At 52.6% G+C, this 21485-nt stretch carries 19 protein-coding genes, 1 tRNA gene and 1 other RNA gene; 7 read left to right on the top strand and 14 right to left on the bottom strand.

Annotated features, from left to right (window positions below):
• Window positions 1-93 precede the first annotated feature (93 nt).
• Window positions 94-489 (top strand): VOC family protein, encoded by a 396-nt coding sequence (locus tag CJP46_RS22635; protein ID WP_094597908.1) that lies wholly within the window; start codon window positions 94-96, stop codon window positions 487-489.
• Between the two features lie 169 nt (window positions 490-658).
• On the opposite strand, the gene CJP46_RS22630 is transcribed toward CJP46_RS22635, so the two are convergent.
• Window positions 659-1147, bottom strand: coding sequence for a MarR family transcriptional regulator (locus CJP46_RS22630; RefSeq protein ID WP_094597907.1), 489 nt, complete (start codon window positions 1145-1147; stop codon window positions 659-661).
• A gap of 164 nt (window positions 1148-1311) precedes the next feature.
• Between CJP46_RS22630 and CJP46_RS22625 the strand changes: the two genes are divergently transcribed.
• Complete coding sequence (locus CJP46_RS22625) at window positions 1312-2055, top strand: NADPH-dependent oxidoreductase (RefSeq protein WP_256992473.1); 744 nt, start codon at window positions 1312-1314, stop codon at window positions 2053-2055.
• 172 nt (window positions 2056-2227) lie between these two features.
• Here CJP46_RS22625 and CJP46_RS22620 read toward each other — a convergent pair whose 3' ends face one another.
• The 12 genes from CJP46_RS22620 to CJP46_RS22565 all read right to left on the bottom strand — a co-directional run bounded on the left by CJP46_RS22620 (window position 2228) and on the right by CJP46_RS22565 (window position 15063).
• A complete protein-coding gene (locus CJP46_RS22620; RefSeq protein ID WP_306431071.1) occupies window positions 2228-2470 on the bottom strand; it encodes a cold-shock protein in 243 nt (80 codons plus the stop codon).
• A gap of 51 nt (window positions 2471-2521) precedes the next feature.
• Window positions 2522-2722: a cold-shock protein gene (locus tag CJP46_RS22615; protein WP_076173149.1), complete on the bottom strand. Its 201-nt coding sequence runs from the start codon at window positions 2720-2722 to the stop codon at window positions 2522-2524.
• Window positions 2723-3020: 298 nt separating this feature from the next.
• Window positions 3021-3387: a transfer-messenger RNA gene (ssrA, locus tag CJP46_RS22610) on the bottom strand.
• Window positions 3388-3620: 233 nt separating this feature from the next.
• Entirely contained in the window at window positions 3621-4103 is a 483-nt protein-coding gene (gene smpB / locus CJP46_RS22605) for an SsrA-binding protein SmpB (RefSeq protein ID WP_094597905.1), read from the bottom strand.
• A gap of 236 nt (window positions 4104-4339) precedes the next feature.
• The gene (rnr, locus tag CJP46_RS22600) at window positions 4340-6946 is read right to left on the bottom strand and encodes a ribonuclease R (RefSeq protein WP_094597904.1); all 2607 of its coding nucleotides are present in this window, start codon (window positions 6944-6946) and stop codon (window positions 4340-4342) included.
• Between the two features lie 210 nt (window positions 6947-7156).
• Entirely contained in the window at window positions 7157-7390 is a 234-nt protein-coding gene (secG, locus tag CJP46_RS22595; protein WP_094597903.1) for a preprotein translocase subunit SecG, read from the bottom strand.
• A gap of 339 nt (window positions 7391-7729) precedes the next feature.
• Window positions 7730-9016: a phosphopyruvate hydratase gene (gene eno / locus CJP46_RS22590; protein ID WP_094597902.1), complete on the bottom strand. Its 1287-nt coding sequence runs from the start codon at window positions 9014-9016 to the stop codon at window positions 7730-7732.
• A 202-nt stretch (window positions 9017-9218) separates the two neighbouring features.
• On the bottom strand, window positions 9219-10763 hold the full coding sequence (gene gpmI / locus CJP46_RS22585; RefSeq protein ID WP_094597901.1) for a 2,3-bisphosphoglycerate-independent phosphoglycerate mutase: 1545 nt from the start codon (window positions 10761-10763) through the stop codon (window positions 9219-9221).
• A gap of 1 nt (window position 10764) precedes the next feature.
• On the bottom strand, window positions 10765-11517 hold the full coding sequence (gene tpiA, locus CJP46_RS22580) for a triose-phosphate isomerase (RefSeq protein WP_094597900.1): 753 nt from the start codon (window positions 11515-11517) through the stop codon (window positions 10765-10767).
• A 64-nt stretch (window positions 11518-11581) separates the two neighbouring features.
• A complete protein-coding gene (locus tag CJP46_RS22575; RefSeq protein WP_094598228.1) occupies window positions 11582-12763 on the bottom strand; it encodes a phosphoglycerate kinase in 1182 nt (393 codons plus the stop codon).
• A gap of 171 nt (window positions 12764-12934) precedes the next feature.
• Window positions 12935-13945: a type I glyceraldehyde-3-phosphate dehydrogenase gene (gene gap, locus CJP46_RS22570; protein ID WP_094597899.1), complete on the bottom strand. Its 1011-nt coding sequence runs from the start codon at window positions 13943-13945 to the stop codon at window positions 12935-12937.
• 80 nt (window positions 13946-14025) lie between these two features.
• A complete protein-coding gene (locus tag CJP46_RS22565; RefSeq protein WP_094597898.1) occupies window positions 14026-15063 on the bottom strand; it encodes a sugar-binding transcriptional regulator in 1038 nt (345 codons plus the stop codon).
• A 241-nt stretch (window positions 15064-15304) separates the two neighbouring features.
• On the opposite strand from CJP46_RS22565, the gene CJP46_RS22560 reads away from it, so the two are divergent.
• From CJP46_RS22560 to nrdF, 5 genes are all read left to right on the top strand, one after another.
• Window positions 15305-15379, top strand: a tRNA-Arg gene (locus CJP46_RS22560).
• A gap of 205 nt (window positions 15380-15584) precedes the next feature.
• The gene (gene clpP / locus CJP46_RS22555; RefSeq protein ID WP_094597897.1) at window positions 15585-16181 is read left to right on the top strand and encodes an ATP-dependent Clp endopeptidase proteolytic subunit ClpP; all 597 of its coding nucleotides are present in this window, start codon (window positions 15585-15587) and stop codon (window positions 16179-16181) included.
• 315 nt (window positions 16182-16496) lie between these two features.
• The gene (gene nrdI / locus CJP46_RS22550; protein ID WP_094597896.1) at window positions 16497-16856 is read left to right on the top strand and encodes a class Ib ribonucleoside-diphosphate reductase assembly flavoprotein NrdI; all 360 of its coding nucleotides are present in this window, start codon (window positions 16497-16499) and stop codon (window positions 16854-16856) included.
• A complete protein-coding gene (nrdE, locus tag CJP46_RS22545) occupies window positions 16843-18927 on the top strand; it encodes a class 1b ribonucleoside-diphosphate reductase subunit alpha (RefSeq protein WP_094597895.1) in 2085 nt (694 codons plus the stop codon). Before nrdI ends, nrdE begins: the two co-directional genes overlap by 14 nt.
• Before the next feature lie 77 nt (window positions 18928-19004).
• On the top strand, window positions 19005-19961 hold the full coding sequence (gene nrdF / locus CJP46_RS22540; protein WP_094597894.1) for a class 1b ribonucleoside-diphosphate reductase subunit beta: 957 nt from the start codon (window positions 19005-19007) through the stop codon (window positions 19959-19961).
• Between the two features lie 249 nt (window positions 19962-20210).
• Here the strand turns inward: nrdF and CJP46_RS22535 are convergent, their stop codons facing one another.
• On the bottom strand, window positions 20211-21311 hold the full coding sequence (locus CJP46_RS22535) for a PdaC/SigV domain-containing protein (protein WP_179281275.1): 1101 nt from the start codon (window positions 21309-21311) through the stop codon (window positions 20211-20213).
• Window positions 21312-21485: the final 174 nt, after the last annotated feature.

The following is a 21485-nucleotide window of genomic DNA, read 5'->3' as shown; positions in this document are numbered from 1 at the left end:
ATGAAAATGAGCAATTTTTTCAATAATGAAGAAGGAGAATCAAAAATAATCCATAATAAATGATTTAAGAAATTCAAAATACAGGAGGTAATTATGGGCAGATTAGTTCATTTCGAAATTCATGTGGATGACATGGAGCGTGCTAAGAAATTTTATGGAGAGGTTTTTGGATGGACATTTGAGGATTGGAGCGATTATGCCGGAATGCCTTATTTCGGAGCCGTGACGGGGGATGCCAATGAACCTGGGGTCAACGGGGCTTTGATGCAGCGTCACGGCGCTGCCCCTGAACCCGGCCAGCCTTTGAACGGCTACGCATGTACAATGGGAGTGGAAGACTACGATTCAACTGAAACCAAAATTCTCAATCTCGGAGGCAAGCTCGCATTGCCAAAGTATGCACTGCCTGGTATGGCATGGCAAGGATATTATATTGACACAGAAGGAAATACTTTTGGTATTCATCAGCCTGATCAGAATGCAAAATAGGATTTCATTCTTCTTTGCATACAGACTTTGACACAGAAAAACCCAGCCCCAAAGGCTGGGTTTTTGTTATGGAACCGAGACCTGGCGGTGCAAAATCATACTCTGCGGAAAAAGACTGCTCCAAAAATTCAACCAACAGCCACCCCCTGCCGACTTTGAACTTCGCAAGTTACCGTAGACTGGCCAGCTTCTCCAGAAAGTCTGCCACGATTTCCAATGACGCTGCGTCGAAACTTGCCAATAGTTCCATTGCCTTTTGATCCTGTTCCTGGTGAAATAGCCGATGCAGTTCAGCCAATTCGGCGCCAAGCGGAGTCATGGAAAAATAAATTTCTTTCAGGTTGTCCGGGAGCTGGGTTTTCCGAATCAGACCCTGCTCCAGCAATTTGCGGGTAATTTTGGAGACGGCGCCTTTCGTTAAGCCCATTTCGCGGGCGATATCGATCCCTTTAATGCCGTCATGCGTATTGATGACATCTAACACGTGCAGGCTTGAAACCGATAGACGGGGCAGCAGCCTTTTCAGCCGGTCGTCGGAGATACGCTCCATGAGCCAGAGCCGATCACTGTCATCCTCAGTTTCGCTAACGAGGATCCGGTACATGGACTTTTCGATGCGGTTTTTGAGCTGGAGCAAATCATCATTCATATCAGACATAAGGCAAGCCTACCTTTTTTCTTTCCATTATATCATGGTTTCCACAGAAACCATTTGACAGAACGCCATTTCCTTGCTATTGTGGTTTCCATGGAAACCATTTAATTGGAACACGGTCTTTGTGCAGCTTCTGCAGAAATAACATTGATATGGAGGGACTCTTTATGAATGAGGTTATCCAAGTGATTCGCCAGCATCGCTCCATCCGCAAGTTTAAACATATGCCGTTAACCGGCGAGCAAATCGAAGCCATCGTCGACGCGGCCCAGATGGCGCCAAGCTCGGCGCATATGCAGCCGTTCTCGATCATCGGCGTCACGGATCAGGAACTGCGCAAGAAAATCGCGGAGCACTCGGAAAATCCATCGATTGCGGAGTGCGGGTATTTTTTTGTATTTTGTGCCGATCTTCACCGCATGATGCTGGCCGCCGGCCCGGACCAACAGGAAAAAATGAGCCGCAACCTGAGCTACTCATATTTTTATCAAACGGCCGTGCTGAGTGCCTCGCTTGCCCTACAAAACGCCAATTTAGCGGCTCAATCCATGGGGCTCGGTGCCTTAATTATCGGCGGAATTAACGGAGCTCTGCCTGAACTGGACGAATGGCTTGGCCTGCCGGACTTCGTCATCCCATTGGTCGGTCTTGCGGTAGGCGTCCCCGATGAGTTCCCTGAGCAAAAGCCGCGGCTGCCACGGTCCGCTGTGTTTTTCGAAAACCGGTATGACCGCGATCTTAAAGCACAGGTCGAAAGGTATGACCGGGAAATGGAGGAGTATTACGGCGGGAGAACGAACAACAAGCAGAAAGCCAGCTGGTCGGGGAAATTCATCTCCATGCTGGATAAAGATTTGCCATTGGGCGGGTATACGGAGTATGTGAAGTGCAAGGGATTTGATTTGAAATAATCTGCTTAAGGGATGGATGGCATATCCCGGAAAAAGCAAAATCCACAACCTCATTGAGGTTGTGGATTACGTATGGAGGCGAGGGGAGTCGAACCCCAGTCCAAGCATAACAATACATAGATTCTACGAATGTAGATCGTGACCATTGTGATGTCACTGGTCCTCGCTTTATTTAATGCTTCGTCTGATTCGGACTTGTATTTGCCAAAATAGGCAGCATTTTCTCACTCTTCTCCATGAAGGAATTGCATTGGCCACAGATCGGTTGAATCAAAAAAACGAAGTTATCCCTCGTCCATCCGTTGCACTTTTCATTGGTGCATGACCATATCGTTGTCATTTCCTCTGGAAGATCAATCATCAGTCTTTTCCGTGAATAGTACAAGCCGCATCCCGCTTTCTCTTCTGGAATCATGAGCGAAAAAAAAGCCCCGACACGATGTGCGGGACCCTTCTAAATACAGCCTTAGAGCTTAACAACATTCTCGGCCTGTGGGCCTCGATTGCCTTGTACTACATTAAATTCAACTTTTTGACCTTCGTCTAAAGATTTGAAGCCGTCGCTAACGATTGCACTGAAGTGTACAAATACGTCGTCTCCGCCTTCAACCTCGATAAAACCAAAACCTTTGTCTGCATTAAACCACTTTACTGTTCCTTGTTGCATAGTCCATTACCTCCATATTTTTATTTTTACATGATCTTCGAGTTTCAAAAAAAAATCACATATTGTACAAGGCTACATCATCAAAATCTAACCTTCTACAATATGTGATCTCAGGTCGAAATTCCAATAAACTAACTATAACACAACTGGAGTTGATTTACAAGTTCACTTTGCTTTTGCTTCTATTTCATTGCCCCTAGTGGAGAAAGATAATCGATTAAGAGACATCGCGTAGCCATCTTAATGAATACGGAGATGCAGAAAAGCGACCCATTACGGGTCGCTTCTCTGATACTTCATATGGAGGCGAGGGGAGTCGAACCCCTGTCCGAAGATAACGCCACATAAGCTTCTACGGGTGTAGTGACAGTTTTGATGTCACCCTACCAGGCTCCCCGTCACCGGATCCCGATAGGGTCAGCCTGTTTGTCTTCTTCAGCTAGCCTCAGGCGGAGACTAGACAGCGTATCCCACTAAAGTTGAGCCCTCATCCCGGCACATGGGCGATGCAGAGCGAGAGCACGTCTGCAGGTTATTAAGCTGCGAGAGCGTAGTTGTTTTGTTGTTTGCCAGTTATTATTGGCTTTAGCGTTGATGAAGTGGACGCGTCCCCACTACCCGCTACTCATGCTCGAACTATCCCCGTCGAATCCAAGAACGCCCCCTTATTAAAAAGGGCTTCTATTGGATTAGATTAGAACTGTTGAAGCATAAGAAGCAATCTATCCAGCATCCTTTCCCTCCATGAAGAGAGGATGATCAGAAGCATTTGTCACGTAAAAGGCCGATCAAGCCATAACCTCTTACATACATAGTATATCACACATTTCGGCCAAAATGACACAGAGGTTAGAGGAAACGCAGGTGAAACTTGCCTTTCCCTGCATCTAACTCCAGATTACCGCGCGATCTTCTGCTTCTCGCGAAGTGCCCGCTGAATGTCACGCTGCGCGTCGCGTTTAGCGGCCGATTCCCGCTTGTCGTACTGCTTCTTACCGCGGCCGAGGCCGAGCAGCAGCTTCGCATAGCCGTTGCGGACATAAACCTTGAGCGGAACGATCGTATAACCTTCCTGCTTGGTCTGTCCCAGCAGTTTGTGAATTTGTTCCTTGTGCATCAGCAGCTTGCGGGTCCGCGTTGGATCCGTCGGATTATAGCGGTTGCCCTGCTCGAACGGGCTGATATGCATGTTATGAATATGGATTTCCCCATTGCGGATCGTTGCAAACGCATCCCCGATATTGGCCCGTCCGTTCCGGATCGACTTGATCTCGGTCCCGGTCAGCACCATGCCGGCTTCGTACGTATCCTCGATGAAGTAATCATGGGAAGCTTTTTTGTTCTGGGCCAAGACCTTCCCGTCACTCTTCTTACCACCCATGTTATCACTCCTCCCACACTTGCTATAACAGCAATGGACTTCCAGTGTACAGGCACAAGGGTAAGCAGCTCAAACGCCCTAACAAGAGCGTTCTAGAGACCGCCAATCCCGGCCGGTATACCAGAAATCCATTGTATCAACTGGACTGGGCAAAATCAAGATTTCGGCGAAAGGGCGCTCAGGTGACGCTCATTTCAGGCGAGGCCTGATTCAAAAGAAACTGCCCAGGAACCCTTCTACTTTTTCTTCTTGCGCACAAAGGCAGCTGTACCGTTCTTGGCTGCGCCTTTTTTCTTGCGCTTCCGGGTGACGCTCTCGCTGCCGGCGTTGTCCTCGCGGGTTGCAGCCGCACCATCCCCGACAAAAATGCCGCTGCGCGACGTTTTCTTCTTGCGGCCGCTGGAGTTGCTGCCGCTCTGGCTTCCGCCTGGCGCCGGGGTGCCGTAGCCGCCCTTGCCGGAGCCGAAGCCGAAGCTCACCGGCCGCTTGGCTTCGCCGCTGCGGCCGCCTTCCCGCGCGGCGCCCTTCGCTTCACCGGCGCCGCCCTCACGGGCGCTCTTGCCCGGCCGAGCGCCCTTACCGCCGCCATGGGCCGCACCGCGCCCGCCGCGGCCTTTCTCGCCGCCTTCACGGATGGCGGCGCCTCTGCCCACGCGGCCGCCGCCACGGCCGCCAAAGCTTCCGCCGCGCCGGCCTTCGCTGCGCGGCTTCATGTCCACCATCTCGAAGTCGATGGTGTGATCGTCCATGTTCACGCGCTCGACGCGGATCTTCACTTCGTCGCCGATCCGGAATACGCGTGACGTGCGCTCCCCGATGAGCGCCATGGAAGCCTCATCGAAATGGTAGTAATCGTCCGTCAGCGCGCTCAGCCGGATGAGTCCCTCGACCGTGTTCTCGAGCTCGATGAACATACCGAAGCTCGTCACGCTGCTGATGATGCCTTCGAATTCTTCGCCGACTTTGTCGAGCATGAATTCTGCCTTTTTCAGCTGGTCCGTGTCGCGCTCCGCATCCACCGCCACGCGCTCACGCTCGGAAGACTGCTGAGCGATTTCCGGCATCCGGGAGGCCAAGTATTCCATCCGGTTCTCCGGCAGAACGCCCTTATTCTCCAGCACTTCCCGGATCACCCGGTGAATGACAAGGTCAGGATACCGGCGGATCGGGGACGTGAAATGCGAATAATATTCCGCGGCCAGACCGAAGTGTCCAGCCATTTCCGCGTCGTATTTCGCCTGCTTCATAGAGCGAAGCATCACCGTGCTGATGACCTTCTGCTCCTTCGTCCCCTGAATGTCCTCCAGCAGGCCCTGCAGCGCCCGCGGATGCACGGAATTGCCCCGGCCCTTCACATGGTAACCGAAGTTGGCTGCAAAGGCCATGAACGTCTGCAGTTTCTCAGGGTCCGGGTTTTCGTGGATCCGGTACAGGAACGGCACCTTCATCCAGTAGAAATGCTCGGCCACCGTTTCATTGGCCGCCAGCATGAACTCCTCGATGATCTGCTCGGCGATCGAGCGCTCACGCTTCACGATGTCGACCGGCTTGCCGTTCTCATCCACGATCACCTTGGACTCCACGAAGTCGAAGTCCACCGCACCGCGGTTGATCCGTCTCGCCCGCAGGCGAAGCGCCAGCTCCTTCATCAGCTTGAAGGTGTCGACCAGATAGCTGTACCGCTCCGTCACTTCCGGATCCTCTTCGTTCAGGATCTTCCGGACGTTGTTGTACGTCATCCGTTCCTTTGTCTTGATCACGCTGGTAAAAATATCATGACTCACAAGCTTCATATGCTCGTCGAATTCCATCTCGCAGGACATCGTCAAGCGGTCCACCTGCGGATTCAGCGAGCAGATGCCGTTGGACAGACGGTGCGGCAGCATCGGGATAACCCGGTCCACCAAATAAACGCTGCATCCGCGATTGTACGCCTCTTTATCGAGCTCCGAGTTCTCGCGGACGTAGTAGCTGACGTCCGCGATATGAACGCCCAGAAGGAAGTTGCCGTTCGGCAGGCGTTCGACGTTCACCGCGTCATCGAGGTCTTTTGCATCTTCTCCGTCGATCGTCACGATCGTTTTGCCGCGAAGATCGCGCCGTCCCTGCTGGACGATTTCCTCCTCGGTGATCGAGTCCGGCGCTTGCTCCGCTTCCGCCATCACCTCTTCCGGAAAAGCTTCCGGCAGCTGATGCTTGCGGATAATGGAGAGGATGTCGACGCCCGGATCGTCCTTATGTCCGAGAACCTCGACCACTTCGCCTTCCGCGGCGGAACGGCCCTCGGGATAATGCACGATTTTAACGACAACTTTCTCCCCGTCGACCGCCCCGTTAAAGCTGTCTTTCGGAATAAAAATATCCCGGTTGATCCGTTTATCGTCAGGCAGCACGAAGCCGTACGCCTCATGGCCCTGAAACACCCCGACCACCTGGGTAATGGCCCGGTTCACAATCCGCACTACTTCCCCTTCCAGCTTGCCGCCGGCCGGGCTCTTGGCTGTTACCCGCACCAGAACGGTATCCCCGTTCATGGCGCTCTTCATATCGTTCGCTCCAATATATACATCCGGATGCTCCCGGTCTTCCGGGATCAGGAACGCAAAGCCCTTTGCATGGGCCTGCAGACGGCCTCTCAGGAGGTCCAGCCGTTCCGGCACGCCGTACCGTTCCGACCGCGCCCGCACGATGGTCCCTGCCTCTTCCATCGTGTTCAGCGTTTTTAGAAAATCCTTGAAATCCAGCGCATCGTCAATCGCGAAATGCTGTTCCAGTTCCTGATACGTCATCGGTTTATATTCGGGATCCTGCATCAAATCAAGTATCATCTGTTCCGTAATCATCGTTTCATCACCTCAGGTGACTTGCAGGAATGCCTTCCGCAAGTGACTATGTAATCGTTCGTTTGCTGTATTTGCCCAGTATTATACACATACCCTAGTATACACGAATTTAATCGGTTGCATCCCTGCCCGTACGCCTTAAACAACCTAAAAAACCTCCGCTCATCTTCCAATCGAAAAAGAGCGGAGGTTTTGGTGTGCTGCTATTCTTTATTTAACGACGACGGCCACCACAATGGCCAGGATGAAAAAGCATGCGGCGACAACGACCGTTACGCGCTGCAGCACGAGATCCATGCCGCGTGCTTTCGTTTTACCGAATAGATGTTCCGCGCCACCGGAGATGGCCCCGGAAAGACCCGCGCTTTTTCCTTTTTGCAAAAGAACAATCGCAATCAACGCGATGGAGAAAATCACGAGCAGCACCTTCAAAAAGATTTCCATTTGTTCCACCTCCCAATGGCTTAACATCTCAATTATATGAATGTCAAAATTTCGATTCCGTTATGGCCGAACCTAGACGCAGTCCAGCGTACACAAACAGCATTTTTATTGTACCATAGCCCATTTGCGAACACAAGCTAAACCCGCACCGCACCGCCTTTTCAGGTCCATAGACAAACTAAAATAGCCCCACAACGTGGAGTTTATGCTTCGATGCCTATTCCAAAACGTTGCGGAGTCCCCAAAACAAGGAAGCTGACTCCGATACTTTCTGATCTTTTTAAAAAAAGAGCGCCCCGGAGTTACCCGGAACGCTCTTCGCGTAAGGCTTATACAGCCTTATTTTTTCAAGTTGTAGAACGACTTCAGGCCGTTGTACTGCGCCAGTTCGCCCAATTCGTCCTCGATGCGGAGCAATTGGTTGTACTTCGCAATCCGGTCCGTACGGGACGGAGCACCGGTTTTGATTTGGCCGGCATTCGTTGCCACGGCAATGTCAGCGATAGTGCTGTCTTCGGACTCACCGGAACGGTGAGAGATAACCGCGGTGTATCCTGCGCGTTTCGCCATTTCGATCGCATCAAAGGTTTCAGTCAGCGTACCGATTTGGTTTACTTTGATCAGGATGGAGTTGCCGATGCCTTCTTCGATGCCTTTTTCAAGACGCTCGGTGTTGGTTACGAACAAGTCGTCGCCAACGAGCTGGATCTTGTCGCCGAGTTTCGCGGTAAGGAGTTTCCAACCTTCCCAGTCGTCTTCGGAGCAGCCGTCTTCGATCGTGATGATCGGGTATTTGTCGACCCAGGAAGCAAGCAGCTCAACGAATTCACTGGAAGTGAAGGATTTGCCTTCGCCTTCGAGATGGTACTTGCCATCTTTGAAGAATTCGGTAGAAGCGACGTCCATACCGAGGAATACGTCAACGCCTGGCTTGTAGCCGGCTTTTTCAATAGCTTCCATAATGGAGGACAATGCGTCCTCGTTGGAAGTGAAGTTCGGAGCAAATCCACCTTCGTCGCCAACCGCTGTGTTCAGGCCTTTGCCCTTCAGAACGGATTTCAGGCTGTGGAAGATTTCAGCACCTGTACGGAGAGCTTCCTTGAACGTAGGAGCGCCAACCGGCAGTACCATAAATTCTTGAACGTCGACGTTGTTGTCGGCATGAGCGCCGCCGTTGACGATGTTCATCATCGGTACAGGCAGTTGTTTGGCATTGAATCCGCCGAGGTATACATACAACGGAAGGTCCAGTGCGTCAGCAGCCGCGCGGGCTACTGCCATGGAAACGGCCAGGATGGCGTTAGCGCCCAGCTTGCCTTTGTTTGGTGTTCCGTCCAGTTTGATCATCAGCTTGTCGATGCCGAGCTGGTCGAGCGCGTCCATGCCGATGACTTCAGGAGCGATAATTTCGTTCACGTTCTTCACCGCGTTCAGAACGCCTTTGCCGAGGTAACGGTCTTTGTCGCCGTCGCGAAGCTCTACGGCTTCGTGAGCGCCTGTGGATGCTCCGGATGGAACGATGGCGCGGCCATGGCCGCCGGACTCCAGATATACTTCAACTTCAACTGTAGGGTTACCGCGGGAGTCGAGGACTTCGCGTGCGTACACATCAGAAATAATAGTCATTGTGTGCTAATCTCCTTTTCCACATTCGTAATTGGTTATTCAGACCACATTATATAGATTGAACTCAAGTCTCGAATGGAAAACCCTGTTGTAACGGCCTTATCCAAGCCCTACAACACGAACTTCTTGAGTTCATTCTATATTGCTTGTCAGCTTCTACAGCCATTATAGCGCATCAGATAACCGGAATCGAATTTTCCGCTTATTTGCGGCTTGCGATCATCGATTCGCCGGTCATTTCCGCAGGCTTCGGCAGCTGCATCAGATCCAGAATCGTCGGCGCCACGTCGGCCAGAATGCCGCCTTCGCGCAACGTCACGTTCTCACTGGTCAAAATAAACGGTACCGGGTTCGTCGTATGAGCGGTAAATGGACGTCCCTGCTCATCAAAAACCATATCGGCGTTTCCGTGGTCGGCGATAATAATCGCTACCCCGCCTTTGGCAATAACGGCGTCCACTACTTTGCCCATGCACTCGTCGGTGACTTCAACCGCTTTGATCGTCGGTTCCAGCATACCGGAATGTCCGACCATATCCGGGTTGGCAAAGTTCAGAATGATCGCATCATGATTCTCCGCTTCGATTTCCTTCACGCAGGCGTCCGCCACTTCGTAAGCGCTCATTTCCGGCTTCAGGTCATACGTGGCGACCTTCGGCGAGTTGATCAGAATGCGCGTTTCTCCAGGCAGCTCGACGTCGCGTCCGCCGCTGAAGAAGAAGGTGACGTGCGGATACTTCTCCGTTTCAGCAATGCGCAGCTGCTTCTTGTTATTCTGCACCAGCACTTCGCCCAGTGTGTTGTCCAGGTTCTTCGGCTCGTAGGCTACGTAGCCCTCGACCGTTTCGCTGAACAGCGTCAGACAGACGAAATGGAGGTTTTCTGGGAACTTCGGCCCGCGGTCGAATCCGCGGAAGTCCTTGTTCGTGAACACTTGAGACAGCTGGATGGCGCGGTCCGGGCGGAAATTCAGGAAGACAACGGAGTCTCCGCTTTCCACCAGCGATACCGGGTTGCCCTGCTCGTCAACGATGACCGTCGGCTCCACAAATTCGTCGAACACCGATTTGTTGTAGGATTCCGTTACGGCAACCAGCGGATCGGTGTATTTCGGTCCATCCCCGTACACAATCGCACGATAGGACTTCTCTACACGCTCCCAGCGCTTATCGCGGTCCATCGCATAGTAGCGGCCCTGTACCGTGGCGATTTTGCCGATGCCGACTTCCTTGATCTTGGCTTGCAGATCCTGGATGAACTTCTTGCCGGAATCCGGAGATACGTCGCGTCCGTCCAGGAATGCATGGATGTAAACCTCATCCAGCCCTTCTTTTTTCGCAAGGTCCAGCATAGCAAACATATGGTTGATATGGCTATGTACCCCGCCGTCGGACAAGAGGCCGTACAGATGGAGCTTTTTGTTGTTGTTCTTTGCAGCTTGCACTGCTTCAACCAGTGTAGGGTTGTTGAAGAATTCCCCTTCGCGGATCGATTTCGAAATCCGGGTCAAATCCTGGTACACGATGCGGCCTGCGCCGATGTTCAAATGGCCGACTTCGGAGTTGCCCATTTGCCCTTCCGGCAGACCTACCGCTTCGCCGGATGCGGTCAGCGTCGTGTTCGGATACTTCGCCATCAAACGGTCGTAGTTCGGTTTCTTGGCCTGCGCCACCGCATTGCCTTCGTCCGTGCTGCGCAGCCCGAATCCGTCCATGATGATCAGTGCTACGGGTCTAGGTGCGGTCATCTTACTTCGCCCCCTCAACGAGCTGGATGAACGAAGCCGGCTGCAGACTGGCACCGCCAACGAGCGCGCCGTCGATGTCGCTTTGGCCCATATATTCTTTTACGTTCTCTGGCTTCACGCTGCCGCCGTACTGAATACGAACTTGAGCCGCTACCTCTTTGCCGTACAAGCCTTCAACCAGGCTGCGGATATAAGAGATCACTTCGTTGGCGTCTTGCGCAGTCGAGGACTTGCCTGTTCCGATGGCCCAGATTGGCTCGTAAGCGATAACCACTTGAGCCGCTTGTTCTGCGGACAAGCCTTGGAACGCTGCTTCCGTCTGCACTTTGCAGACATCCTTCGTTTGGCCGGCTTCACGCTCTTCCAGCTTTTCGCCGACGCACACGATTGGAGTCAGGTCATGACGGAATGCCGCCTGAACCTTTTTGTTCACGGTCTCGTCGGTTTCGGCAAAATATTGCCGGCGCTCGGAGTGCCCGATAATGACGTAGTCGACGCCGAGGTCTTTCAGCATCACGCCGCTGATTTCCCCGGTGAACGCACCGTTGTCTTCAAAATGCAGGTTTTGCGCACCGATTTTGATCGATGTGCCTTTCACAGCTTCCACCAAAGCGGGAAGGTTCGTGAACGGAGCGCAGATGACGCTCTCTACGCCTTCAACTTCAGCTTTGCCTTTGACTTCTTCGATAAACGTTTTGGCTTCCGGAACGGTTTTGAACATTTTCCAGTTGCCGGCGATGATAGGTGTTCTCACACTTTTCACTCCTTTTTTGTCCTTACGGGTCCGTACGTTTCGCGCTCTTCAGGGCGCTTCTTGCTTACTTGTCGTTCAGTGCCACGACGCCAGGGAGCGCCTTGCCTTCCATGAATTCGAGGGAAGCGCCGCCGCCGGTGGAGATATGATCCATTTTGTCAGCCAGATGGAATTTCTCTGCCGCTGCCGCCGAGTCGCCGCCGCCGATAATGGTGTAGCCTTCGGTTTGGGCGCAGGCTTCAGCCACTTCACGCGTACCGTTGGAGAAAGGATCGATTTCGAATACGCCCATCGGTCCGTTCCATACTACGAGCTTGGAGTTCTTGATGATCTCCGCGTATTTGGCACGGGTTTTCGGTCCGATGTCCACGCCTTCCCATTTCTCAGGGATGTTGCCCACTTCTACGATGTCCACGTTCGCATTGGCGCTGAAATCGTCCGCGATGACGATGTCGACCGGAAGCAGGAAGGTTTTGCCGAGATCCTTCGCTTTTTGGATAAATCCGAGCGCGACATCCAGCTTTTCATTATCGCACAAAGACAGACCGATTTCATAGCCCTGTGCCTTCATGAACGTATAGGACAGGCCGCCGCCGATCAGGACGTTATCCGCGATATTGAGCAGGTTGTCGATGACATCGATTTTATCCTTCACTTTGGAACCGCCGATGATCGCTGTGAAGGGATGCTCTGGGTTGGACAGTGCCTTGCCAAGTACGGAAAGTTCTTTCTCCATCAGCAGGCCGGATACAGCCGGCAGGTAGTGAGCGATACCTTCGGTCGAAGCGTGCGCACGGTGAGCGGCGCCAAACGCGTCGTTTACAAACAGATCAGCGAGTTCAGCGAACTGCTTTGCGAGTTCCGGATCGTTTTTCTCTTCGCCAGGGTAGAAGCGAACATTCTCAAGCAGCAGCACGTCGCCGTTGTTCAGCTTTTCCACTTGCGCTTTGACGGCGTCGCCAACCGCTTCGTCGGCTTTAACAACCGGTTTGCCGAGCAGCTGGGACAGACGCTCTGCCGCAGGCGTCAGACGCATGGATTCCACCACTTCGCCTTTCGGGCGTCCCATGTGGCTGGCCAGAATCACTTTTGCGCCATGCTCGATCAGGTAGTTGATCGTTGGAAGCGTTTCGCGAATCCGCGTATCGTCGGTAATTTTTCCGTCTTCCAATGGCACGTTAAAATCAACGCGCACGAATACGCGTTTGCCGTTAACTTCTACATCACGTACAGACTTCTTGTTCATCGTATTGTTTCCCTCCGCACCCATATATTTTTACAGGACACCTTCGGCCCCGTGGTTCAGCATGTTGGAAATTCGGGCGATTCTTCCGCGAAATTCACTAAATTCACAAAGAGCGGAAACACAAGATACCTGTTTCCGCTCGGGATGTTTTTCGCTATGGGATAGCCGTTATTACTTAGCGATCTTAGCGAAGTATGCCAATGTGCGAACCAATTGGGAAGTGTAAGACATTTCGTTGTCGTACCAAGCAACGGTTTTAACCAGCTGTTGGTCGCCAACAGTCAACACTTTAGTTTGAGTAGCGTCGAAGAGCGAACCGAACGTGATGCCTTTGATGTCGGAAGATACGATTTCGTCTTCAGTATAGCCGTAAGTTTCTGGATCGGAAGCTTCTTTCATCGCTGCGTTAACTTCGTCAGCCGTTACTTTGGTGTTCAGCACTGTAACGAGCTCAGTCAGGGAACCTGTTGGTACAGGTACGCGTTGAGCAGCACCGTCCAGTTTGCCTTGCAGTTCTGGAAGAACCAGACCAATCGCTTTTGCAGCGCCAGTGGAGTTTGGAATGATGTTTTCTGCAGCTGCACGTGCACGACGGAAGTCACCTTTTGGATGCGGAGCGTCCAGGGTGTTTTGGTCGCCAGTGTAAGCGTGGATCGTTGTCATCAAGCCTTGAGCGATACCGAACTTGTCGTTCAGCGTTTTGGCCATAGGAGCCAGGCAGTTCGTTGTGCAAGATGCGCCGGAGATCACTGTCTCTGTTCCGTCCAGTGTTTCATGGTTCACGTTGTACACGATCGTCTTCATGTCGCCTGTAGCCGGAGCGGAGATCACGACTTTCTTAGCTCCACCTTTCAGGTGTTTCTCGGCAGCTTCTTTCGTTGTGAAGAAGCCTGTGCACTCGAGAACGATGTCTACGCCAAGGTCGCCCCAAGGAAGCTCTTCAGGGTTGCGGTTCGCCAGAACCTTAACTTCTTTGCCGTTCACTTTGAAGAAGCCGTCGTGAACTTCGATGTCTCCGTTGAAAGTGCCTTGCGTTGTATCATATTTGAGCAAATGGGCCAACATTTTAGCATCAGTAAGGTCGTTGATGGCTACAACTTCGATGCCTTCCACATTTTGAATACGGCGGAAAGCGAGTCGTCCGATACGTCCAAAACCGTTAATGCCTACTTTTACACTCATTAGAATAGTCCTCCCAAAAGTTCGTATTTTATTTATTCAAAACAGGTAGATACCTGTCATGACATCAAAAGGAATGTTGTTTACTCGCCGTCAATTTCCCGGCAGATCTCGATAGCGGCTGCCTCGTCAACCACCAGAATGTCCTCATGGCCGAACTTAAGCACCGCATGGATCGCTTGGGCCTTGCTTCGGCCACCCGCAATTCCGATGACGGTCTCGGTCCGCATAATATCTTCCAGCCGCAGCCCCAAGGTCATCATTTTATGAACGACAACGCCTTGTTCATTGAAATAGTAGCCAAAGGATTCAGCTACGGCTCCTTCCGACCGGATCTCCTCCACGGCGGCGGGATCCAGCCTTCTGCGGCGGGTCATCTCCATCGCGTCCCCAATGCCGTGCATAATGATGCGGCAGTGCCTGATAGCCTGCACGATCTCCTGGATATTGCGGTCCTGCACCAGCGATTGATAAGCTTCATCGCTCAAGAGGTCCGGCACATGCAGCAGCCGGTACTGCGCACCGACGCGCTTCGCCATAGTGGATGCGATCGTGTTCGCCTGAAACTCCACGCTTTCGCCAAGTCCGCCCCTTGCCGGCACGAACCAGCTGTTCTTCATCGGTACGGCCGCTTGCGGCGTCAGCTGCTCCGCCACTTCGGCGAGCGTCGAGCCCCCGGTCACCGCCACGGTGTCCCCTTGGTTCATGACGCCAAGCAGCGCTTTGGCTCCCGCCCGTCCCAAGTCACGCTTCGTGAGCGGCGACGATTCGCAATCCCCGGGTACGACCACGACTTTGCGTAGGCCGTACGTCTGGCGGATCTTCTCGCCCAGATCATTGAGGCCGAACAGCACTTTCACCATCGGCTCCATCTGTTCGAGCAGCTTGCTTCCCGCCTCGCTGACCCTCATCCCAGAGCTCTCGATCTCAATCAGGCCCTGGGATTTGAGAAGATCCGTCTCGGCCCGCAGCACCCGTTCCGTCATATGCAGGGATGCGGCGAGCGTTCTCCGGCCGATCAGCTCCGTCAGCATGATCTGGTGAAGAATGGTGTATCTGGTCTTGAGAACGTCCACGAGATCAGGCAGAAGCTGCTTTTGTATCTCTAATATATCCCGCATTTCTTTCCACTCCTGCAACTTCGCTTCCCTCTCTCCCCTGGCCCTAAAATGTCCCGGGTCAACGTTTTAAGTCCCACCACTATTCTACTCAATAATGGCGCTGGTTGCAAGTAGTCCACTGACTATAATTCACCTCCTCCTTTCCGCTTATACAGCATTTACCTGGTTTAAAAAAAATAAATAGCTTAGTACTTGCATTTTGAGGCAAGCTATCATATAATAACTTTTGCTATTGAATTTTGCGCCCGTGGTCCAATGGATATGACGTAGGCCTCCGAAGCCTGAGATCGAGGTTCAATTCCTCGCGGGCGCGCCATTTTATTCAATAGAAGAACGGAGAACGGCAAGCGTTCTACGTTATGTCTTTAACCAAAGACACCACAGCCAATCAGATGGCTATTTTTTTTGCACTGAGTTTGACTTTCTTTGACTTTTTGTTTGAAATTGTTTATCATGTGGTTAATACGGTAACAGTATGTATAGAATGACCTATTTTGAGCCAATTAAGGGAGGTTTTCCACGTGAGTTATATTCCTATGGTCGTCGAACAAAGCAACCGCGGTGAACGGGCTTACGACATCTATTCCCGTTTGCTGAAAGACCGCATCATTTTTCTGGGCACCGAAGTCAATGACGTGGTCGCCAATTCTATCATCGCCCAGCTGCTGTTCCTCGCAGCCGAAGATCCGGAGAAAGACATCCATTTGTACATTAACAGCCCCGGCGGATCCATCACGGCCGGCATGGCGATTTTCGATACAATGCAGTTCATCAAACCGGACGTGTCCACGATCTGCGTAGGTCTGGCCGCTTCCATGGGCGCGTTCCTGCTGAACGCCGGCGCCAAGGGCAAACGCTTCGGCCTGCCGAACAGCGAGATCATGATCCACCAGCCGCTCGGCGGTGCGCAAGGCCAGGCAACGGATATCGAAATCCGCGCCCGCCGCATTTTGAAAATGCGCGATACCTTGAACCGCATCCTGTCCGAACGTACCGGACAGCCGCTGGAGCGCATCGAGAAAGACACCGACCGTGACTACTTCATGAGCGCAGCTGAAGCGCAGGAATATGGACTGATCGATAAAGTTCTGGAAAGCACTTCGATCCAAGGCGTGTAAATACACATAGCTTTTGTACCAAAGAAAAACAGGGAATTTCCCGAATCGATCCGCTTACGGATCGCCGGGAGGCTCCCTGTTTTTTTGTTTTCCGAGGCGCTGCGCGGGGTGCGAGCGTTCTCACAGATCATGATTCTTGATAGGCTTGACCACATCAATATATTGATGTATTATTCTAATACCCACTACATATCATCTACATATTGATTTTAACGGCATAGTATATATTGCAGCATTTTCCTCAAAACACCGGTAAATCCGGTGTTATTTTGCGCCCGTGACCGCGGCAGAGAACATATTCAGGAGTGATGGATCATGCTTATCGTCTATGATTCCAAGACCGGCAACGTCAGACGCTTTATCAACAAGCTGAACATGAGAGCCATGCCGATCGAAGAACAAGAACAGGTTAATGAGCCTTACGTGCTCGTTACGTATACAACAGGTTTCGGACAGGTGCCCGAGAAAGTGTCAAACTTCCTGTCGAAGAACAATCGCATGCTTCGCGGCGTATCGGCCAGCGGCAACCGGAACTGGGGGCCTCGTTTTGCCAAAAGCGCGGATACGATTTCGGAGATGTACCATGTGCCGGTCATCACCAAGTTCGAGCTTTCGGGAACGATGCGGGATACGGAAATTTTCAAGGAGAGGGTGCGGAGCATTGAAGCATATTGAACTGAACAACGAAATTATGCAGCGCGGGGCGGACGGTTACTTCCTGCTGGCAAAGGACCAAGAAGCGGTTGCCGCCTTTATGGAGGAAGTGGAGCGCGATACGATGAATTTCGGCTCTCTGCGCGAGAAGCTGGATTACCTCATCAGCAACGATTACTACGAGAACGTGTTTGAACATTATACCTACGACGAAGTCGAGTCCGTGTTTAACCTCACGGCAAGCAGCGACTTCCAATTCCAGTCCTACATGGCGATCTCGAAGTTCTACAAGGACTATGCGATGAGAACCAATGACAAGAAGCAGTACCTGGAGCAGTACCCGGACCGCGTTGCCATCGTGGCGCTGTATCTGGGCGAAGGGAACATCGATAGAGCGCTCCGCATCGCCGAAGCCATGATCGAGCAGCGCCTGCAGCCTGCGACCCCGACCTTCCTCAATGCCGGCAAAAGCCGCCGCGGCGAGCTGGTCTCCTGCTTCCTGCTGGAAATGGACGATTCGCTGAACTCGATCAACTACGTGCTCGGCACCTGCATGCAGCTGTCCAAAATCGGCGGCGGCGTCGCCGTCAATTTGTCCAAGCTGCGTGGGCGCGGCGAACCGATCAAAGGCGTGGCCGGAGCGGCCAAAGGCATCATGCCGGTGCTGAAGCTGATGGAGGACGCATTCTCCTATGCCGACCAAATGGGCCAGCGCAAAGGCTCTGGCGCCGGATACTACAACATTTTCGGCTGGGACGTCATCGAGTTCCTCGATTCGAAGAAAATCAACGCCGACGAGAAGCTGCGCATCAAGACGCTGTCGATCGGGTTGATCGTGCCGAACAAATTCTACGAGCTCGCCGCCCAGAACAAGCCGCTTGTGGCCTTTGGCCCTTACTCGGTGTACAAAGCCTACGGCAAGCATCTGGACGACCTGGACATGGACGAAATGTACGACGAGCTGCTCGCCAATGACCAGGTGACGAAGAAAACCGTCATGAGCGCCCGCGACATGCTGACGAAAATCGCCTCGATCCAGCTCGAGTCCGGTTATCCGTACATCGTGAACAAATCGAACGCAAACAAGGTGCATGCGCTGAAGGACATCGGCCAGATCAAAATGTCCAATCTGTGCACGGAAATTTTCCAGCTGCAGGAGACCTCGGAAATTAACGACTACGGCATCGACGACGTCATCCGCCGGGACATCAGCTGCAACCTGGCCTCGCTGAATATCGTGAATGTGATGGAGCAGGGCAAAATCAAGGAATCGGTCCGCGTCGGCATCGAGGCGCTAACCGTCGTCAGCGACCTTTCCCGCGTGGAGAATGCGCCGGGCGTAAGCCGCGCCAACAAGGAGCTTCACTCCGTAGGCCTCGGAGCCATGAATCTGAACGGTTACCTGGCCAAGAACAAAATCGCATATGAAAGCGCCGAAGCGCGCGAGTTTGCGAGCACCTTTTTCATGATGATGAACTACTACTCGCTGGAGCAGAGCATGGAAATCGCACGCGAACGCGGCGAAACCTTCCGGGATTTTGGCAAGTCCGAGTATGCGAAGGGCACTTATTTCCACCGTTATCTCGAAAAGGACTTCCGTCCGCAATCGGAACGCGTGAAACAGTTGTTTGAAGGCATCGAGATCCCGTCCCCTGAGGACTGGGCGCAGCTCAAAGCGCTCGTGCAGAAGCACGGCTTGTACCATGCCTACCGTCTGGCCATCGCGCCGACGCAGAGCATCTCGTACATCCAGAACGCGACGTCCAGCGTCATGCCGATCGTCGAGCATATCGAAACGCGCACCTACGCCAACTCGACGACGTATTACCCGATGCCGTTCCTCAGCGCCGAGACGCAGTGGTACTATAAATCGGCCTACAATATCGACCAGTTCCGCCTGATTGACATGATCGCGGAAATCCAGCAGCACGTGGACCAGGGCATCTCGACCGTGCTGCACGTCAACAGCACCGTATCGACCCGGGAATTGTCCCGTTTCTATATTTACGCTGCCCAGAAGGGGCTGAAATCGCTGTACTACACCCGGACGAAGAAGTTGTCCATCGAAGAGTGCACAAGCTGCGCCGTCTAAATTCGAATATTACGCAAGGCGATGGCGGGGCTTGAACAACCCCTCTCGCCTTCTTCTATAAAAGGAGCAATGGTCTGATGAAAGCAGTAAACTGGAACCGGCCCGACGATGATTTTACGCTCATGTTCTGGCAGCAGAATATCATGCAGTTTTGGACCGACGACGAGATCCCCCTGTCCGACGATAAAATGGACTGGATCAAAATGACCGATGAAGAGCGCACCGCCTACAAGCATGTCCTTGGCGGACTGACGCTGCTGGATACGCTGCAGGGCGGCGTCGGCATGCCGAAGATTTTGGAGCATGTGGAAGGCTTGCAGCGCAAAGCCGTACTCGGCTTCATGTCGATGATGGAGCAGATCCACGCCAAATCGTACAGCAGCATTTTCACCACGCTCGCATCGACGGAGGAGATCGACGCGATTTTCCGCTGGGTGGAAGAAAACGAGCAGCTGCAGTTCAAAGCGAAGAGCATCGAATCTTGGTACGCGAACATCCAAACGAAGCGCGATCTATACAAGGCGATGGCAGCTTCCGTCTTTCTGGAAAGCTACTTGTTCTACAGCGGCTTCTTCTATCCGCTTTACCTGGCCGGTCAAGGCAAAATGACCAGCAGCGGCGAAATCATCGACCTGATCATCCGCGACGAGAGCATTCACGGCCTGTACGTCGGCACGCTGGCCCAGGAGCTGTTCCAGGAGTTCTCCTTCGAGGAGCAGGAAGAGCTGCGCCGCGAGCTGTATGAGCTGCTTGAGACGCTGTATCAGAACGAAGTGAAATATACGGATGATCTGTACAGCCCAATCGGATTGCAGGAGGAAGTCAAAACCTATGTCCGCTATAACGCCAACAAAGCGCTGATGAACCTTGGCTTCGAGCCGCACTTCCCGGAAGAGCCGATCAACCCGATCGTCTTCAACGGCATCAGCACCCACACCAAGCAGCATGATTTCTTCTCGAAAAAAGGTAACGGGTACGTGCGTGCAATCAACATAGAGCCTCTATCCGACGACGATTTCGTGTTTGACGTATAAATCCGGTCATGCCATAGAAGCTCCGCTCCATGATAGGTCCCCTTTGAGCAGATATGTGCGAAGAAAGCACATTGCCGTTTGCTCGGAGGGGATTTTTTATGGGATTTGCCGTAATCACGTTATATGCGCAATGGGTAAACGTCCTACTTAAAAAAGGCAGCCTTACTCCGGTTGAACACCGAATTAGGGCTGCCTATAACTTAAAAGTAATTTGATTTCACTTACATCAACATGCCTGCTTCAACGGCTTTATTTCGCCGCTTCGAACGGATCCGTTCCCTTCGGCAGCAGGTCGCTGAAGTTAAACGTGTACGTCGGGAAACCCGCGGCATACGGTCCGATTTCATACTGCTGGAAGAAGATCGTCAGGCCGCTTTCCTTCACATAGAAGTCTGCATCCTTTTTCAACCCGTTAAAACCGTCCGTGAAGCCGTCTTTGGTCGCTTTTTGCTTCAGCAGTTTGTCCAGCTTGGTCTTGGCGTCGGCTGAATTGTGCAGCAGGCTGTCCAGCGTCAGCTGCTTACCGTCCTTAAGCGAGAACGTATAACCTACACGAGCCGTCATGCCGTGTGCTCCGCCCGTGTATTCGTAAGAATCCGTCACGATGCTCAGGACGCCTTGGCGGTTGTAAGTGACCAGGAATGTTCCGTCGAACTCATACGGGTGCTCCACCTTCGCGTCGCGCTTTTTCGCTTTAGCCTTGGCTTCTGCAGCGAATGCATCTGCTTTGTCTTTAAATACTTTGTTGATCGCTTCCTGGGCGTCCGCGTTGTCCAGCCCGCTCAGCTGCGGATAACGGATAAGGACCGTCGCGTTGGCGTCGCTCGCCTTGATGAGCTCAGTCGAAATCGTTACCTGGTTCATCTGGCGCTGGGACAGGCTCAATGTCTTGGAGGACGCGTTATACACGCCCTGGAAGCCCATATAGTCGTTCAGCAGCTTGAAAGGAACGTACAGCTTGCTGTCGATCAATTTTCCCTCGTAGTTGTTCGAATTGTCCCCTAAATAGCTTCCGTTGATGTAGGCATTGACTCCGTAATCGGAAACCTCCAGGTTCAGCTTCGTTACCCCGGATCCAACGGTGTACGTCTTGGTGCCCGGATTATATGACAGCGGCAGGCCGGCGGCATCGCGCAGAATGGATACTGGAATCATGGTAACTCCATCCACCAATTTCCCCTGCAGCGACAGCACCTTACCGTTATATTTCAGCGTCACTCCCGGCTGCGCAGCTGGCTTCACGACCGGCTTGGCGGCGGCTGACACCTGCGAACCTCCGATCACACCGGCATTTCCGATCAATACGCCTGCGGCCAGCACCGCGGCTCCCCATTTCATTCGCTTGTTCATCCTTATCAAATCTCCTCTCCAGACATTGCTGCTTATGCTAGTCATATCATCTATTACCCAAATTCACCACTCCCTTATTATAAAAAAGACCTCTGCCGATTTGTTTACAACCGGGGTTACAGTATTGTCGTTTACGCCAGCCAAAAGTATAACTCTGGTAACCTTTGTGTCCTC

This window comes from Paenibacillus sp. XY044, from assembly GCF_002257645.1.
In the GTDB taxonomy this organism is placed as follows: domain Bacteria; phylum Bacillota; class Bacilli; order Paenibacillales; family Paenibacillaceae; genus Paenibacillus_AQ.
Note: the sequence above shows the minus strand (reverse complement) of the source record. Positions and strands in the feature narration are given on the sequence as shown.

What these genes read in the sequence shown, in the direction of transcription:
- gpmI (WP_094597901.1), bottom strand. Translation starts at nt 10,763, where the DNA reads ATGACCGCACCTAGACCCGTAGCACTGATCATCATGGACGGATTCGGG.
- CJP46_RS22630 (WP_094597907.1), bottom strand. Translation starts at nt 1,147, where the DNA reads ATGTCTGATATGAATGATGATTTGCTCCAGCTCAAAAACCGCATCGAA.
- eno (WP_094597902.1), bottom strand. Translation starts at nt 9,016, where the DNA reads ATGACTATTATTTCTGATGTGTACGCACGCGAAGTCCTCGACTCCCGC.
- rnr (WP_094597904.1), bottom strand. Translation starts at nt 6,946, where the DNA reads ATGATTACGGAACAGATGATACTTGATTTGATGCAGGATCCCGAATAT.
- CJP46_RS22535 (WP_179281275.1), bottom strand. Translation starts at nt 21,311, where the DNA reads ATGAACAAGCGAATGAAATGGGGAGCCGCGGTGCTGGCCGCAGGCGTA.
- CJP46_RS22615 (WP_076173149.1), bottom strand. Translation starts at nt 2,722, where the DNA reads ATGCAACAAGGAACAGTAAAGTGGTTTAATGCAGACAAAGGTTTTGGT.
- CJP46_RS22620 (WP_306431071.1), bottom strand. Translation starts at nt 2,470, where the DNA reads ATGATTCCAGAAGAGAAAGCGGGATGCGGCTTGTACTATTCACGGAAA.
- CJP46_RS22565 (WP_094597898.1), bottom strand. Translation starts at nt 15,063, where the DNA reads ATGCGGGATATATTAGAGATACAAAAGCAGCTTCTGCCTGATCTCGTG.
- secG (WP_094597903.1), bottom strand. Translation starts at nt 7,390, where the DNA reads ATGGAAATCTTTTTGAAGGTGCTGCTCGTGATTTTCTCCATCGCGTTG.
- gap (WP_094597899.1), bottom strand. Translation starts at nt 13,945, where the DNA reads ATGAGTGTAAAAGTAGGCATTAACGGTTTTGGACGTATCGGACGACTC.
- CJP46_RS22575 (WP_094598228.1), bottom strand. Translation starts at nt 12,763, where the DNA reads ATGAACAAGAAGTCTGTACGTGATGTAGAAGTTAACGGCAAACGCGTA.
- nrdF (WP_094597894.1), top strand. Translation starts at nt 19,005, where the DNA reads ATGAAAGCAGTAAACTGGAACCGGCCCGACGATGATTTTACGCTCATG.
- CJP46_RS22635 (WP_094597908.1), top strand. Translation starts at nt 94, where the DNA reads ATGGGCAGATTAGTTCATTTCGAAATTCATGTGGATGACATGGAGCGT.
- smpB (WP_094597905.1), bottom strand. Translation starts at nt 4,103, where the DNA reads ATGGGTGGTAAGAAGAGTGACGGGAAGGTCTTGGCCCAGAACAAAAAA.
- CJP46_RS22625 (WP_256992473.1), top strand. Translation starts at nt 1,312, where the DNA reads ATGAATGAGGTTATCCAAGTGATTCGCCAGCATCGCTCCATCCGCAAG.
- nrdI (WP_094597896.1), top strand. Translation starts at nt 16,497, where the DNA reads ATGCTTATCGTCTATGATTCCAAGACCGGCAACGTCAGACGCTTTATC.